Below are 14,095 nucleotides of genomic sequence, written 5' to 3'. Positions count from 1 at the left end.
CGTCTCGCTGGCTTAATGATCAGATAGCCTATCCTTTCCTATCTCAAGACCCCGTGCGTGATACATCAAGATGAACCCTTGCTCTTGTTTCAACACAGCTCTGTGGTCAGAATAGCGCGTCAGTCTGTCGGGAGTTTGTATGCAAAACAATAATTTAGGCGTTGCAATGAAATTGGGGATGCGTCGGCTTGCGTCGGGCGTGTGCATTTTGTCGGCGCGCACGGAGGACGGAGAGTTATTCGCCATGACCGTATCTTCTGTCACATCGGTATCGGACAATCCCGCTTCTTTGTTGGTGTGCATCAACAAGCTGGTTTCGCAGCACGACTACCTTTCAACGCAAGGTACCCGCTTCGCGATCAACGCGTTGAACTCCAATCAGCAAGACCTTTCCAACCTCTGCGCCGGGCGCGAGCAGGGGCGTAATCGCTTCAGTATTGGCGCATGGCAGCAAGACGAGAACGGTGTGCCATATCTGACGGATGCCCAGGCGGTATTTTTTTGCGAAGCAGATAAGGTGATGGAATACGGTACGCACCATATTGTGGTCGGCAAAATCCATCAGGTGCTTGTTGGTGAGGATGATATCAACCCGTTACTGTATGTGGATGGCCGCTACGGTTTGCTGATGCGGCCAGAGTAAAAACGCCGCCATTTGCTTTGGTGCGCTGAGTTTATCAGTGGGTAATAAGTGGGCATTTTTTAATTTCTGCTGACCATTTGTTGGGTGCAAAACGCAGCAAAAATTTACCTGATTATGCTCTTGTATTATGAACCTTTTGTGGCTACGGTCGATTCGCGGTTAAGGTCCACTAACCTTTTATGCACACCTTGGGTGCGGAATTAATCAACTTGCTTAAAGGCTGCGCTAAAACTGATTTTTACTCGGATAAAGGTTTGTAATTTATTGATTTATAAGGGAAAAATAAATAAGGTTAAAAAATGCACAATTTGTAGTTGGGCCAGATATTTTGCGGCTTGGCGATGGTTTCCCAAAATGTATCCACCAAGTTATCCACAGAAAATGTGGACAAATTAAATGTGAATTTTATTGTGCAAAAAAGTTACAGTTACCGCTGGATATCACTTTTCTCCACCAGAATTGCTACAGTTTTCCTGTCATTAATGACGCCGTTGTTTGGATTTGAACGCTATGAGTGAAAAATTAAAGGTTGCAGTGCTGGGAGGCGGTAGTTTTGGCACAGCTATTGCCAACATCATTGCCTGCAATCAACACCCTGTTTCCCTTTGGATGCGCTCGCCCGAGCAGGCGGCGGAGTGTCAGGCCGCGCGGGAAAATACCCGCTATCTTCCCGGTTACCGGCTGCACGATAGCCTGGTGATTACCGCTGATCTCGAAGCGGCTGTTTCGGTCAGTGATCTGATTTTTGTCTCCATCCCCAGTCATTCATTCCGCGCAGTGACCCGTCAGATGCGTCCTTATCTAAAGCCGGAGGCGATTATCATCAGTACGGCTAAAGGTATTGAGCCGGAGGGCTTTACCTTAATGAGCCAGATACTCGAGCAGGAATTGCCTTCACACCGGATTGGTGTGCTCAGTGGTCCTAATTTTGCAAAAGAAATTGTTCAGCAACAGCAAACCGGAAGCGTGATTGCGAGTGAGCACCAATCCGTCATCAGTTGTGTCCAGTCAACGTTGAGCTCTGCTACTTTTCGCGTTTATGCCAACAGTGATCGCTATGGTGTAGAGCTGGGTGGAGCGTTAAAAAATATCTACGCCATTATTTGTGGTATGGCCGCCGCGCTGGGTGCGGGCAATAACACCCAGGCGATGTTGCTGACGCGCAGCCTTGCCGAGATGGGGCGCTTTGCCAACCTTATGGGAGCCAATCCCATGACATTTTTAGGTTTGGCTGGCGTGGGTGATTTGATTTTGACCTGCACCTCAGACTTGAGCCGTAATTACCGCGTGGGTTACGCGTTGGGGCAGGGTAAGCCTCTGGATGAAGTAGTCTCTGGTTTGGGGCAGGTCGCAGAGGGCGTCAATACTTTGCGCCAGGTAAAACAAAAAGCCGATGAGCTGGGAGTCTATATGCCGCTGGTCTCCGGTTTACATGGTATTTTGTTTGAACAGAAAAAAATCGCTGATGTAGCACGTGGCTTGATGTTGGGCGAGCAAAATTATGATGTTGAATACGCAGGAAAACGATCATGAATAATGAAGAACTCAAGTCAAATCTTCTCTCTTCCCGGCATTGGTTGCGCTTGGTGTTTATGTTGCTATTTGCCGCCTTGTTGCAGGTTGCCGGTATTATTATGTGGGTATTGGTAATCCTGCAGTTTGTGTTTTCATTGATTACCGGGCAGGACAATGCCAACCTGCGCAGCTTCGGCCATTCATTATCCACTTTCATTTATCAGACGCTGAAGTTCCTCACCTACAACAGCGAAGAAAAGCCGTTTCCTTTTGCTGATTGGCCTACAATCAACGAAGAACCGCCGGTAGAAGCAGTGGTTGTTGCCGAAAAGCCGCGTGCTCGCACAAGGGCCAAGGTTGCGCAAAAGAAAAACGATAGCGATACCCAATCTGACAATTTATAACGCTCATGCGGAGGTGGATATGGAGCTGTTTATTCTGCGGCATGGTGAAGCAGAGCCTCGTACTACGACAGATGAGGCGCGCCAACTGACTGCAAAAGGGCGTGCCGATGTGGCCAGGATGATCAGATCGTCGCTTGATGACCTCGGCGAATTGACCCACATCTGGGTGAGTCCTTTGGTGCGCGCGCAGCAAACCGCAGAAATTGCCGGTGAACTGATTGGTGATATGGAGCCTTACACCACCGAATTGCTAAGCCCGGATGCCGACCCCCAATTACTCTTCAATCAATTACAAATCAGCGAATGCCAGGGATTATTACTGGTCAGTCACCAACCTCTCGTCAGTAAGATCCTCGATACACTTTGCGGCACAGTGAACGATTATCACGACATGGCCACCAGTTCGCTGGCGTGTATAGATATTGAAATTATTGCAGCTGATATGGGCAAGCTACGCTGGTTACGCCATTCGTCAACCTGATAACTCCCGATTCTTCATCCATGCTTTTTGTGAATTGCTAATGGAGGTTGAGTATGCCGCGCGAACTGGCATTTGAGATTGATGGTTTGACTTTTGCTGCCCAGGAATGGGGTGAACCGGGTAAACAACCTGTACTTGCACTTCACGGCTGGTTGGATAATAGCGCGAGTTTTTACGCATTAGCACCCCGCTTGCGCGATGTGCATGTGATTGCAGTAGATATGGCCGGGCACGGGCAAAGTTCTCACCGTCCAGGCGGTGCGCCCTACAATATTTGGGAAGACGTCGCAGAAATTTTTGCCATCGCGGACCAATTGGGGTGGGAGCAATTTACGTTGCTTGGGCATTCGCGTGGTGCCATCATCAGTATGTTGGTCGCCGGTACTTTTCCGGAGCGGATAACGCGGTTGGCGCTGATAGAAGGTTTGCTTCCTGAGCCGACCAACATGGCAGATGCTCCGGAACAATTGGCGCGTTCTATCCTCGGCTTGCGCGCGCAGGCAAACAAGCCGCTATCTCTCTATAAAGATCTGTCTTCAGCCATTAAAGCCCGTGAACGGGGGATGTTTCCCTTGAGCAATGCCGCCGCCGCTGCGCTGACCGAGCGTGGTGTTAAAGGAGTTCCCGGTGGTTATCAGTGGAGCACGGACCAACGTTTGCTGGCGCCGTCCGCGATTAAATTAACGCGCGAACATGTGCAGGCGTTTATTGCGCGAATCACAGCTCCGATAAAATTAATTCTCGCAGAAAGCGGTATCCCGAAGATGTTTTCGGGGTTTCAGCGCGAAGTGTCGGTTTTTCCTCAGGTTGATGTTGAAGTCATGCCCGGTGGGCATCACCTACACATGGAGGCAGAGGTTGATGCTGTTGCCGAGTCGTTGAATCATTTTTTTGAAGCAACGCCGAGTGAAAAAAATGCTAAACCAAACAATTTTCGACAAAACGAATTGAGGTAAATCCCTTGCTTGTAACGGTTTTAGAACGCTATCAATTACGTGTATTTGCCTTGTTTTTACTTGTCTGTAGTGCAGGATGGGCTGCGGCTCAAACACCGGAAACAGACCTGGGGCTTGAAGCCTTTCCCCATGCAAGAGTTGTTTTCCGCAGTCAGCTTGAAGACGACGACTACATTCTCGCGTTAGGCAGTTTCAAAAAGACCGAGGGGATGTGGAATGTTGATCACCACCAACGACTCAGCGGCAAACTCACGCGCATGACGCTGGAGCTGCCCTCAACCCATACCGCTGAAGACGGGTTTCAATTTTACGTTCAGCAGTTGAAAAAAATGGGTGCACGTGAGTTGTACCGCTGTAATGGGCGTGAATGCGGGCCGAGCAACAGTTGGGCTAACAATCATTTTAAAGTGATTCAATTGTACGGTCTGGATCAGCATCAACGTTACGCGGCCTATGAAGTCATTCACGACCAGAAACCGCCTTACTATGTATCGTTGTATGCCGTGCTGCGGGGCAACAAACGGGTGCTGGTCCAACTGGATATTTTGCAAAGCGACAAAGCGCCAGCGGAAAGTATCGCCACTGACCCTGATTCCTTGCTGCGCCTGTTTATGTCGCAAGGTTTTTATATTTTTCCCGGTGCGGTTGCAGATGATGACGCGGGCACATCTCGGCTGGTCATCAAACCGGAGCATGTTGAAACGCTGGTTAAGGTGTTGCAGCGGCATACGCAGTGGAAGATTGCATTGGTGGGGCATGATTATCGAGCCAGTGCGCTCGTTAACCAGCAGCGTGATTCACTTCGCTATGCGGATTCACTCAAGGCCGCACTGGTGAAAGAAGGCATTTCGGCGGACCGTATCGTGACTCACGGGTTGGGTAGTCTGGCGCCCGCTGGCCGGGGCAGTCAAAGTGCTCGGGTGGAAGTGGTGAAATTGAATAATTAATGCTGCCTCTTGCGCGCCCGTCTCCGTGGGCGCAAATGATGCAGAATCAACGCAAGAGCGAAAGGAATTCAGTGCGGGTGGCCTGGTTGCTGCGAAAGGTGCCGAGCATGGCCGAGGTTTTCATGGACGAGTTCTGTTTCTCCACACCGCGCATCATCATGCACATATGCTTGGCTTCAATGATCACACCCACACCGGATGCACCGGTAATCTTTTGCACTGACTCGGCAATTTGAACAGTGAGTTGTTCCTGGATTTGCAGGCGACGCGCATACATATCCACGATGCGTGCAACCTTGGACAGCCCGAGTACCTTCCCGGTAGGGATATAAGCCACATGGGCTTTACCGATAAACGGTAGCAGGTGGTGCTCGCATAACGAATACAGCTCGATATCCTTGACCATAATCATTTCACTGGATTCTGAGGGAAACAGGGCGCCGTTCACTACCTCGTCCAATGTCTGGTTGTAACCCCGGGTCAGGAATTGGAAGGCTTTGGCTGCGCGTTCAGGGGTATCAATCAGCCCCGGTCGGTTCAGGTCTTCACCAATGCCGGCAATGATATGGGCAAAATGTTCTTTCATAACCGCAGTCCTCGCCATATTCAGGAGCGTCTTTATCAGTAGGAAGTCGCTCATCGGAAACTGTGCTGACCCGGTATCTTGTATCGTTAACCAGGTCGCGCTGGGGGCGCTCACCCTACGTGATGCCGACAAAATCGTAAAGTACTTTTTACGCCAGTCTTACCGGCTGGATCAGTATCTCGCCAGGGCTTTTTCGTTTAAAGTTTTTGATATCCCGGTAGAATGCCGCTCCAATTTAGACAGCCTAGGGTGAAAAAGTGAGTATTGGACAAAAGCATGATGTCTGCAGTGATTTGATCAGTGTGCGGGACTACATCCGCTGGGGCGCCAGCCAGTTCAATGCGGCGGAGCTTTTCTTTGGCCACGGTACGGACAATGCCTGGGATGATGCACTGCAACTCGTGCTGCACGCCTTGCACCTGCCGTTGCCGCTTAACCCTGATGTTCTGGACGCTCGCCTGACCCTGGCGGAACGCAAAGAGGTGGTTGCACTCTTGCGGCGGCGTATAGATGAACGTATGCCCACCGCTTACCTCACGGGCACGGCCTGGTTTGCCGGCTTGCCGTTCCGGGTTGATTCGCGCGTGCTGGTGCCGCGCTCACCGATTGCCGAGCTGATCGAAAACCAATTTTCCCCCTGGCTATTGCAAGAGCCTGAGTACATCCTCGATTTGTGCACCGGCAGCGGCTGTATCGGTATTGCTTGCGCCTATGCTTTTCCCGAAGCAGCGGTAGATCTAAGCGATATCTCCAGGGATGCCCTGGAAGTGGCGCAGCGCAACATCGATATCCATGAAGTGGGCCACCGCGTGCGCGCTATTGAATCGGACTTGTTTGATAACCTGGCGGAGCTACGCTACGACCTGATCGTCAGCAATCCCCCTTATGTGGACGCTGAAGATTTGGCCGAGATGCCGGCGGAGTATCACGCCGAGCCAGCGTTAGGCCTGGCTTCAGGTGTGGACGGGCTCGACTTCACCCGCCGCCTGCTGCGGGAAGCGCTGGATCACCTGACGGACGAGGGCGTACTGATTGTTGAGGTGGGAAATAGCGGCGTTGCCCTGGAAGCGGCCTACCCGGAGTTGCCTTTCACCTGGCTGGAGTTCCATCGCGGTGGCCATGGCGTATTCCTGCTGACCGCCGCGCAATTGCAGGACGCCGCCGAGCGCGGACTGTTGTAGTCGGGCGATCTCACGGTAAAAAGAATCCTGAGTTCCGGGCGAGCGCCTGAGAAAGGGTGCTGCATCCCCGTCAGTCACGTATAATCGCCGGCTCCCCGATATAACCACACATATTTTTGACGCAAGAGAGCATTATGTCCGGCAACAGTTATGGCAAGTTATTTACCGTTACCACCTTCGGCGAAAGCCATGGTTTGGCATTGGGCTGTATCGTTGACGGCTGCCCGCCGGGGCTCGAACTCAGCGAAGCGGATATTCAAATTGACCTGGACCGCCGCAAGCCCGGTCAATCCCGCTATACCACCCAACGCCGCGAGGCAGATGAAGTCAAGATTCTCTCCGGTGTGTTTGAGGGCAAGACAACGGGCACACCTATCGGGTTGATCATCGAAAATACCGACCAGCGCTCCAAAGACTACTCCAATATCAAAGACCAATTCCGGCCGGCCCACGCCGATTACACCTACATGCAAAAATACGGTGTGCGCGATTATCGTGGCGGTGGCCGCTCCTCTGCGCGCGAAACAGCGATGCGTGTTGCGGCTGGCGCGATAGCCAAAAAATATTTGAAGGATGTATTGGGTATTGAGGTGCGCGGCTATCTGTCGCAGTTAGGCCCCATTAAAATTGAAACCGTAGATTGGGATCAGATTGAACAGAATCCTTTCTTCTGTCCGGATGCCAGCAAGGTGCCGGAGATGGAAGAGTTTATGAAAGTCCTCAATAAAGAGGGCGACTCCATCGGTGCCAAAATTACCGTGGTGGCAACAGGCGTGCCGCCAGGGTTGGGCGAGCCGATCTTTGATCGCCTGGATGCGGAGATTGCCCACGCCTTGATGAGCATCAACGCCGTAAAAGGCGTAGAGATTGGCGAAGGTTTTGGTGTGGTTGATCAGCGCGGCAGCAAACACCGGGATGAAATGACGCCGGAAGGTTTTCTGTCCAACAACGCGGGCGGTATTCTCGGCGGTATTTCGTCAGGCCAGGATATTGTCGCGAACATAGCGCTCAAGCCGACCAGCAGTTTGCATATTCCCGGTCGTAGCGTGGATGTGCATGGCAACCCGGTAGAAGTGATTACCAAAGGTCGTCACGATCCCTGTGTGGGTATTCGTGCAACGCCCATTGCCGAAGCCATGTTGGCTTTGGTATTGATGGATCATCTGCTGCGTCATCGCGGTCAAAACGGTGGCGTAAAACACGATGTCCCGGTAATTCCTGCACGCGTTAAATAAACCTATGCGCGATAGCGGCCGACGCTGGTTCGGTCGCTGTCATCCTTTCCTGTTCCTCCGGCGTTATCCGCACTCTTATGTCTGACTCCCCGTCATCTGCCGCCTCGCCAGCCTTGCCCTATTGGCGATTATCCAGTTTTTATTTCTTTTACTTTTGTGTCGTGGGCGCCATGGTTCCCTACTGGGGCGTTTACCTTAAATCCCTGGGCTACAGCTCGCGTGATGTTGGGATTATCAGTGCCATTATTTTGGGTACGCGCATTGTTGCCCCCAATTTTTGGGGATGGCTGGCAGATCGGACGCAACAACGGTTGCACATTATTCGCTGGGGCAGCTTCGCGGCCTGTGCTTTTTTTGCCGGTGTCTTTGTCGATCAATCGTTTGTGTGGCTCGTGGTTGTGGTCAGCGCCTACACGTTTTTTTGGCATGCCGTGCTGCCGCAATTCGAAGTCATTACTCTGACATACCTCGCAAAAGATCATCATCGATACGGTCAGATTCGCCTATGGGGATCGGTAGGATTTATTGCGGCGGTGATGTTGTTAGGGTGGCTGTTCGATATTTTGTCGGTTCGCTATCTACCGGTGTTTATCCTTACGTTTCTGTTGTTGATCGGTTTATCCAGCATCAGCTTGAAGCCCATAGCGTTGCGCGAAGCCAGCCGTACCCCCGGCGGTTTTTGGCGGATTGTCAGGCAGCCGACCATGTTGTGTTTTTTATTGATGAGTTTTTTGTTGCAGCTCAGTCACGGCCCTTACTACACTTTCTATAGCCTTTACCTGATTGATAATCACAACTACAGCAGCGCCGTTACTGGGCTGTTGTGGGGCTTGGGCGTGATGGCTGAAGTGATGGTATTCATGGTGATGCATCACTTGTTACGGCGTTTTTCGCTGCGTACTTTATTATTGTGGGTGTTGGTAGTGACCGGTATTCGCTGGTGCCTGATCGCCGCTTTTGCCGAGTACTGGCCGCTGTTGGTTGTCGCCCAGTTGCTGCATGCCGGTAGTTTTGGTGTGGCTCACGCTGTGTCCATAGAGATGGTGCGACGCTATTTTGGTGGCGCTCACCAAAGTCAGGGGCAAGCGCTGTACAGTTCATTGAGTTTTGGTGCGGGCGGTGCCTTGGGCGCCTTGCTGGGCGGTGTATTGTGGGACTATAGCGCCGAGCTGACATTTTACCTGTGCGGTGTTTGTGCCTTGTTGGCTTTTTTTATTGCTTATCTGGGACTTTTTCCCAAAGCGCATGCGGTTGTCGAATCATCTGACTCTTGAGGTAGATCGCCGTGAACGATTTGCGTATTGCATTAATCCAGCACGAGATAGTGCCGAATAATCCGCAACATAATCTGGATGTATTCGCACAGGAAATGTTGTTGGCCAAAGGCTGCGATCTGGTGATCTTGCCCGAAGTCTTTACCACCGGTTTCTGTGCCGGTGCGCGCAACTATGCTGAGTCTATCGATGGGCGAGCCTATGAGTGGATGGCCCGGCAAGCGCAAACTTTAGAGGCGGTGGTCACCGGCAGTCTGGTCGTAAAAGAAGGTGAAAATTATTTTAATCGCCTGGTCTGGATGCGCCCCGATGGGACTTACACCCATTACGACAAACGCCATTTATTTCGCATGGCTGGCGAACATACACGCTACGCCAGTGGCAACAAACGAGTATTGGTCGAGGTGAGGGGTTGGCGGGTATTGCCCTTGGTGTGCTATGACCTACGTTTCCCGGTATGGTCGCGCAATCGGGGCGATTACGATCTGGCGATTTACGTAGCCAATTGGCCAGTTGCGCGGGAGCTGCATTGGAACCGTTTGCTGCAAGCGCGCGCCATTGAAAACCTGAGTTATGTGGCGGGTGTCAATCGCATTGGTCTCGATGAAAAACACCAGCATTACGACGGTGATTCATCGGTGTACGGACCGGATGGTATCGAATTGCTTCAGGCAAAAGCAGCCAGCGGTTGTTTTATTGTGCAATTAAGTGTGCAGCGATTGCAGGAGTATCGCACAGCATTTCCGGCGCATATGGATGCGGATAATTTTGAGTTACGCGATTGACGGGCGAATAAAAAAATACCCCGGTTTAAACCGGGGTATGGTGTGCCAGGCGGAAATTAAAAGTGAAACAGTAATGCAGCATAGGGGCCTTTCAGCTGTACATCGGCGGTTACATCTTCGTCGATTTCCAATGACATCTCGCGATAACCAACTTCCAGGCCCACATCTAACACAGAGTCAAACATGTACTGTAGTTTGGCGCTGTAATCCGTCAGGCGATTATCTTCATAATTGATCGCGCTGCCTTCGAGTCCTAACGAAAATCCGGTTAACGGTAGATCGAATTGGGCTTTGGCATAAATCATCGGAATGGCTTCATCCAGATCAACGGACTCGCTGGTAAATTCACTCACCGCCGTAACATGACCGTCGAATTTACGAATATTCAAACCCACATCCAGATTTACCCAGTTGTCGAGCAGCTCGTAGTAAAGCACGATATCCATATGGCTAAGATCAAAATCAGATGCGACTTCCGTGCCGGCGGTGAAGGTGGTGCCATCAATAGTAAAGGTTTGATCAATAACAGCCGTTTGCTTGCTGGTAATATCCATTTTTTGCAGCTTGATGTTCGGAATAATCGGTACCGGATGCTCCAGTGCGATGTAGTAATAGTTATTGTCTTCTTCGTCCATACCCAAAGATTTCACATCAATGCTGGGGTCGCCGGCATTACCGCTGTATTCCCCTTGCCATTGGCCCGCGCCTGCGTAGACGCCTAGGATGGTATCAGCTGCTGCAAAAGGAGATAAAAGTGCCAGGGTTGTAGCCAGAGTCAGTTTCTTCATGATATGTGTCCTTCGATGACGATGTTAAAACCGTAAATGTAGTGGTTACCAAGTGTAGATGAAAATAAATAATGTGTTTCGCTGGTGGCGTTTTCCATGTGAGTGCAAGTGTAGCGGTTTACGGAAAAAAGTAATCCTGAATATTCGATGAAAATCACACATTTTTCGCATTATGTAAGCCATCGCGCTTAAGCAATTCCAGGAACGCTCGCGCTGCATTATTCAGGCTCCGTTGACGATGATAAATACAACCCAGGGGGCGTGTCAGTGGCGGGTGTTGCACAGGTAATACCCGCAGCTCTCCGTCAATCATCGTTTCCGGTAACACTCCCCACCCCAAACCAATTGCCACCATCATCTTGATGGTGTCCAGGTGATTGGTGACCATGGTGATATCCAGTGTTTGCTGCTGTTGATCAAACAATGTGCGGATCAGGCGTGTGGTGTAGGTATTCATATCCGGCATGATGGCTTGATAAGGTGTCAAATCCATTAATGACAAGCGCTCGGCTGTGGCAAGCGGATGCGTTGGCGCTGCCACAAAGCGCAATTGGTCCCGCCAGATAACATCCGCAGCAATGCGTGAGTCCATTTCTTCAGCCAGCGTGATCACCGCAAGATCGAAACGCCCTTGAATGATTTCGTGAAAAGCTTGCTCTGAGTCGAGGAAATGTAAATCCAGTTTGACCTCGGGATAGCTCCGTGAATAGTCGCGTAAATAGGGTGGCAAACGGTGCAGGCCGATATGGTGACTGGTGGCAATACTCAACTTGCCCCGCACATCGCCCTTGAGATCTGCAATGGCACGCTGTGCAGCGGCCACTTCCTGGAGGATATTCCTTGCCGTCGGCAGCAAGGAAAGTCCCGCCTGGGTCAGTGAAACCTGACGACCGATGCGGTCAAATAAGCTGGTATTGAGCTGCTCTTCAAGGATGGCAATACGTTTGCTCACAGCGGGCTGCGTCAGGTGCAAACGCTGGGCGGCTGAGGAAAACGAGCCGGTTTCAGCAATGGCGAGGAAGGCTTGCAAGTGCTGGGTATCCATGGGCGCTACTATATCTATTCTATTTTGGAATGCAATATATAAAAATTATAAATTTGTTTTATGGGTTTGTCGCTTTTAGAATAGCGCTAAATGTCAGTGACACAGGTTCACGCCTGATCAAGTAACCGTGCTTTTACATACCGCCTATTTAAATACTACCCAAGAGGTTAGCCATGGCTGCAAAAACCCTTTATGACAAACTCTGGGACGCCCATCTCGTCCAGCAGCGCGATGATGGATCGGCGTTGATCTACATCGATCGCCATATCGTGCACGAAGTGACGTCACCCCAGGCCTTTGACGGGCTCCGCATTGCTGGACGTAAACCCTGGCGTGTGGATTCGATCCTCGCGACGCCCGACCACAATGTGCCGACGACGCAAAAAGAACGTGCGTTCGGCGTTAAGGGAATTCAGGACCCTGTATCCCTTATCCAGGTCCAAACCCTGGACGACAACTGCGATGAATTTGGCATCGTGGAGTTCAAGATCAATGACAGTCGGCAGGGTATCGTGCATGTCATCGGCCCGGAGACGGGTGCCTGTTTACCCGGAATGACCATCGTGTGTGGTGATTCCCACACCGCTACCAACGGCGCACTCGGTGCCTTGGCCCATGGAATTGGTACCAGCGAAGTTGAACATGTGATGGCGACCCAATGCCTTGTTGCCAAAAAAATGAAAAACATGTTGATCAAGGTTGATGGAAAATTAGGCGCTGGCGTCACGCCTAAAGATGTGGTTTTGGCGATTATCGCCAGGATCGGAACGGCGGGTGGTAATGGTCATGCGATGGAGTTTGCCGGTCAGGTCTTTCGCGATATGAGCATGGAAGGGCGCATGACCGTGTGCAACATGGCTATCGAAGCTGGTGCCCGCGCCGGTATGGTGGCGGTTGATCAAACCACGATCGATTACGTAAAAGGCCGGACCTATGCCCCGACAGGTGATATGTGGGAAAAGGCAGTGGCTGCCTGGCGTGAATTGCACACTGATGAAGGCGCACATTTTGATACCGTGGTGGAGCTTCGCGGTGAGGACATCAAGCCCCAGGTCAGCTGGGGTACGTCACCGGAGATGGTAGTTGCCGTGGATGAGCAGGTGCCTGATCCTGCCAAAGAGACCGATCCTGTGAAGCGCGAAGGTATGTTGCGCGCTTTGCAGTACATGGGGTTGCAAGCCAACCAGCCGATGACCTCGATCCATGTTGACCGGGTATTTATTGGCTCTTGCACCAACTCGCGTATCGAAGACATTCGCGCGGCGGCGGCAGTGGTTAAAGGGCGCAATAAAGCGGCGAATGTTAAGGAAGCCATTGTTGTGCCAGGCTCCGGAACGGTAAAAGCCCAGGCGGAAGCAGAAGGTTTGCACCATATTTTTATCGAGGCTGGTCTCGAATGGCGCGAGCCTGGCTGTTCCATGTGTCTGGCGATGAATGCCGATAAGTTGGGTGCCGGTGAACATTGTGCATCCACATCCAACCGGAACTTTGAAGGGCGGCAAGGCTATGGCGGGCGCACGCATCTGGTGAGTCCAGCCATGGCCGCAGCGGCTGCCATTGCAGGTCATTTTGTCGATGTGCGCGAATGGGGGAATGTGTAATGAAAAGTTTTACGGTAGTGACCGGTATTGCGGCACCCATGGATCGGGCGAATGTTGATACGGATATGATCATCCCGAAGCAGTTCCTGAAGTCCATCAAGCGCACCGGCTTTGGCAAGAATTTATTCGACGAATTGCGTTACCTGGATGAAGGCAAGCCGGATCAGGATTGTACGGGCCGCCCGTTGAATAACGAATTTCCTCTGAATTTCCCGCGCTATCAGGGCGCAACGATTTTACTGGCACGGGAGAATTTCGGTTGCGGTTCCAGCCGGGAACACGCGCCCTGGGCGTTGGATGATTATGGTTTCCGCAGTGTGATCGCGCCGAGTTTTGCAGATATTTTTTATAACAACTGCTTTAAAAACGGTTTGCTGCCGATTGTGTTAAGCGACGAGACTGTCGATCAGTTGTTTAAGGAAATGTACGCGACCGAGGGTTACCAGTTAACCATTGATCTGGCGGCACAAACGCTACAGACCCCATCGGGAGAAACCTTTGCGTTTGATATCGATGCATTTCGCAAACACTGTTTGTTAAATGGACTGGATGATATTGGCTTAACGCTCGAACACGCTGACGCTATTCGTGCCTATGAAGCCAAGCGGCGCGCAGAAGCCCCCTGGTTGTTTGACGCCGTTAAATAAACTTCCG

Annotated in this window: 15 protein-coding genes; 12 read left to right on the top strand and 3 right to left on the bottom strand. The window is 51.4% G+C overall.

The features are described 5' to 3' along the window. The first annotated feature begins 139 nt into the window (after positions 1–139). The 6 genes from ACSV5M_RS03940 (at position 140) to ACSV5M_RS03915 (ending at position 4,946) form a co-directional block, all read left to right on the top strand. Positions 140–643, top strand: coding sequence for a flavin reductase family protein (locus ACSV5M_RS03940; protein ID WP_439174289.1), 504 nt, complete (start codon positions 140–142; stop codon positions 641–643). A 510-nt stretch (positions 644–1,153) separates the two neighbouring features. Continuing rightward, the gene (locus tag ACSV5M_RS03935) at positions 1,154–2,176 is read left to right on the top strand and encodes an NAD(P)H-dependent glycerol-3-phosphate dehydrogenase (RefSeq protein ID WP_439174288.1); all 1,023 of its coding nucleotides are present in this window, start codon (positions 1,154–1,156) and stop codon (positions 2,174–2,176) included. Further along, positions 2,173–2,562 (top strand): DUF4389 domain-containing protein, encoded by a 390-nt coding sequence (locus tag ACSV5M_RS03930; RefSeq protein WP_439174287.1) that lies wholly within the window; start codon positions 2,173–2,175, stop codon positions 2,560–2,562. The genes ACSV5M_RS03935 and ACSV5M_RS03930 overlap by 4 nt, the downstream gene beginning before the upstream one ends. Positions 2,563–2,581: 19 nt before the next feature. Beyond that, on the top strand, positions 2,582–3,043 hold the full coding sequence (sixA, locus tag ACSV5M_RS03925; RefSeq protein ID WP_439174286.1) for a phosphohistidine phosphatase SixA: 462 nt from the start codon (positions 2,582–2,584) through the stop codon (positions 3,041–3,043). Between the two features lie 53 nt (positions 3,044–3,096). Next, a complete protein-coding gene (locus ACSV5M_RS03920; protein ID WP_439174285.1) occupies positions 3,097–3,999 on the top strand; it encodes an alpha/beta fold hydrolase in 903 nt (300 codons plus the stop codon). Between the two features lie 5 nt (positions 4,000–4,004). Next, positions 4,005–4,946: a DUF4892 domain-containing protein gene (locus tag ACSV5M_RS03915; protein WP_439174284.1), complete on the top strand. Its 942-nt coding sequence runs from the start codon at positions 4,005–4,007 to the stop codon at positions 4,944–4,946. A gap of 46 nt (positions 4,947–4,992) precedes the next feature. On the opposite strand, the gene folE is transcribed toward ACSV5M_RS03915, so the two are convergent. Next, positions 4,993–5,532 (bottom strand): GTP cyclohydrolase I FolE, encoded by a 540-nt coding sequence (gene folE / locus ACSV5M_RS03910; protein ID WP_439174283.1) that lies wholly within the window; start codon positions 5,530–5,532, stop codon positions 4,993–4,995. Positions 5,533–5,795: 263 nt separating this feature from the next. Here folE and prmB point away from each other — a divergent pair, with 263 nt between their 5' ends. The 4 genes from prmB to ACSV5M_RS03890 all read left to right on the top strand — a co-directional run bounded on the left by prmB (position 5,796) and on the right by ACSV5M_RS03890 (position 10,007). Further along, positions 5,796–6,713, top strand: coding sequence for a 50S ribosomal protein L3 N(5)-glutamine methyltransferase (prmB, locus tag ACSV5M_RS03905; RefSeq protein WP_439174441.1), 918 nt, complete (start codon positions 5,796–5,798; stop codon positions 6,711–6,713). Between the two features lie 134 nt (positions 6,714–6,847). Further along, entirely contained in the window at positions 6,848–7,948 is a 1,101-nt protein-coding gene (aroC, locus tag ACSV5M_RS03900; protein WP_439174282.1) for a chorismate synthase, read from the top strand. 77 nt (positions 7,949–8,025) lie between these two features. Continuing rightward, complete coding sequence (locus ACSV5M_RS03895; RefSeq protein ID WP_439174281.1) at positions 8,026–9,222, top strand: MFS transporter; 1,197 nt, start codon at positions 8,026–8,028, stop codon at positions 9,220–9,222. An 11-nt stretch (positions 9,223–9,233) separates the two neighbouring features. Next, the gene (locus ACSV5M_RS03890; RefSeq protein WP_439174280.1) at positions 9,234–10,007 is read left to right on the top strand and encodes an amidohydrolase; all 774 of its coding nucleotides are present in this window, start codon (positions 9,234–9,236) and stop codon (positions 10,005–10,007) included. Between the two features lie 56 nt (positions 10,008–10,063). Here ACSV5M_RS03890 and ACSV5M_RS03885 read toward each other — a convergent pair whose 3' ends face one another. Both ACSV5M_RS03885 and ACSV5M_RS03880 read right to left on the bottom strand, forming a co-directional pair. Beyond that, positions 10,064–10,795, bottom strand: a complete 732-nt coding sequence (locus tag ACSV5M_RS03885; protein WP_439174279.1) for a TIGR04219 family outer membrane beta-barrel protein — start codon at positions 10,793–10,795, stop codon at positions 10,064–10,066. Between the two features lie 154 nt (positions 10,796–10,949). Beyond that, positions 10,950–11,840: a LysR family transcriptional regulator gene (locus ACSV5M_RS03880; protein ID WP_439174278.1), complete on the bottom strand. Its 891-nt coding sequence runs from the start codon at positions 11,838–11,840 to the stop codon at positions 10,950–10,952. Between the two features lie 173 nt (positions 11,841–12,013). Between ACSV5M_RS03880 and leuC the strand changes: the two genes are divergently transcribed. Beyond that, the gene (gene leuC / locus ACSV5M_RS03875; RefSeq protein WP_439174277.1) at positions 12,014–13,441 is read left to right on the top strand and encodes a 3-isopropylmalate dehydratase large subunit; all 1,428 of its coding nucleotides are present in this window, start codon (positions 12,014–12,016) and stop codon (positions 13,439–13,441) included. Next, entirely contained in the window at positions 13,441–14,088 is a 648-nt protein-coding gene (gene leuD / locus ACSV5M_RS03870; protein WP_439174276.1) for a 3-isopropylmalate dehydratase small subunit, read from the top strand. Before leuC ends, leuD begins: the two co-directional genes overlap by 1 nt. Positions 14,089–14,095 lie beyond the last annotated feature (7 nt).

This window comes from Cellvibrio sp. ARAG 10.3 (assembly GCF_051846955.1).
Taxonomy (GTDB): domain Bacteria; phylum Pseudomonadota; class Gammaproteobacteria; order Pseudomonadales; family Cellvibrionaceae; genus Cellvibrio.
Note: the sequence above shows the minus strand (reverse complement) of the source record. Positions and strands in the feature narration are given on the sequence as shown.